General features: G+C 73.9%; 1 protein-coding gene and 1 pseudogene. Both read left to right on the top strand.

What is annotated here, in order from left to right:
• Positions 1–940: pseudogene (locus CA984_RS46925) on the top strand (hypothetical protein); the annotation flags it as partial.
• Positions 933–1,629 (top strand): serine/threonine-protein kinase (locus CA984_RS43945; RefSeq protein WP_133061991.1); only part of this gene is annotated, 697 nt, incomplete at its 3' end. The pseudogene CA984_RS46925 and the gene CA984_RS43945, both read left to right, overlap by 8 nt.

Below are 1,629 nucleotides of genomic sequence, written 5' to 3'. Positions count from 1 at the left end.
CACCCCGGAGGCGGCCTCGCCGCCCCAGCCCGTCCTCGACTCCGCGGACACCATGCCGCCCCGGGGCGCCTCCGATCCGGCGGTCATCACGCCGATCCCCGCGGATCCGCACGGGCCGAGGTCTCCCCTGCGGGCCCCGCCCCCTTCCGGCGCTCCCGCCTCCCAGGAACTCGTCCCGGTCCCCGGCAGTGCACGCGAGGTGCTCCCCGCCTCTGCGGCGTGGGGCGAACCGACGGGCCCGACCAGTCCCGTCGGACCGGCGGGACGCTCCGACCGGCGAGCCGGGGTGCTGGTGCCCCGCCCGGTCGTGGCGCTGACCGGTGTCCTGCTCCTCGGCATGGCGGTCACCGTCGGCGTCCTGCTCGCCTCACCGGGCGGCGACTCCGGCGAGGACGACGCCGCCGCCGCACCCGCCGCCGGGGCCAAGGGCCTGTTCGCCACCGCGCCCCGCGCCTGCAGCCTGCTCGACGACAAGCAGGCGAACGAGGTCGTGCCGGGGTTCAGGAGCTCCGAGGTCGAGCCCGGCGCGTGCGACTGGCTCAACCAGCATGACTGGCGCAAGCCCAGCCCGGAGAAGTTCGACCTCCGCGTGCGGCTGGTCGCCCAGAAGCCGGACGCCTCCGGGGTCGAGCGGGCGAAGGAGTATCTGTCCGGCAAGCGGACGGACCTCGTGGAGCGCGGCAAGTTCGCGACCCCGAAGCCCGCGCCGCCCCAGAGCCTGAAGGGGATAGGCGAGGAGGCCTTCACCACGGGCGGCTACAACTCGATCAACCTCTACGGCGGCTCCTACAAGGCGACCGTGCTCTTCCGGGTCGGCAACCTGATCGCCCAGGTCGAGTACGAACGGGGCGGCGTCAAGAACGACCGCGACGGCAGGATCGCGGCGGACGCCCAGAAGGTCGCCCGCTGGCTCGCCCAGTCGTTGAAGACCGATGGCTGATCAGCCACTGCCCGTGCTCGCGGGCCGCTACCGGGCGCTGGGGCAGCTCGGCGCGGGTGGCATGGGCGTGGTCTGGCGGGCTCAGGACGAGCTGCTCCACCGCGAGGTAGCGATCAAGGAGGTCAAACTCGACCCGAGTCTCCCCGAGGCGCAGCGTACCGAGATGCGGGAGCGCACCCTCCGCGAGGCCCGCGCCGCCGCCCGGCTGGGCCACCCGTCCATCGTGGCCGTGCACGACGTCGTCGCCCAGGACGGCCGTCCCTGGATCGTGATGGACCTGATCCGGGGCCGCTCCCTGGCCCAGGTGATCCGCCAGGACGGGCCGCTCCCGGCGGAGCGGGCGGCCGCGATCGGCCTGGCCGTGCTCGACGCGCTGGCCCTGGCGCACAGCCGGGGCATCATGCACCGCGACGTGAAACCGGCCAACATCATGCTCGCCCACGACGGCGGAGTGCTGCTGACCGACTTTGGCATCGCCACGCTGGAGGGGGACGTCCAGCTCACCTCCCCGGACGCGCTGGTCGGCTCCCCCGGCTACATGGCCCCGGAACGGCTGCGCGGCACCGGCGACGGCCCGGCGGCCGACCTGTGGTCCCTGGGCGCGACCCTCTACACCGCCGTCGTGGGCGAGCATGATGTTGGCCGGTTTCACGTCGCGGTGCATGATGCCCCGGCTGTGCGCCAGGGCC

The sequence above is a fragment of the Streptosporangium minutum genome (assembly GCF_002149035.1).
GTDB lineage: Bacteria > Actinomycetota > Actinomycetes > Streptosporangiales > Streptosporangiaceae > Streptosporangium > Streptosporangium minutum.
The sequence above is the reverse complement of the archived record's forward strand: the minus strand, read 5'-3'. Positions and strand labels throughout refer to the sequence as shown.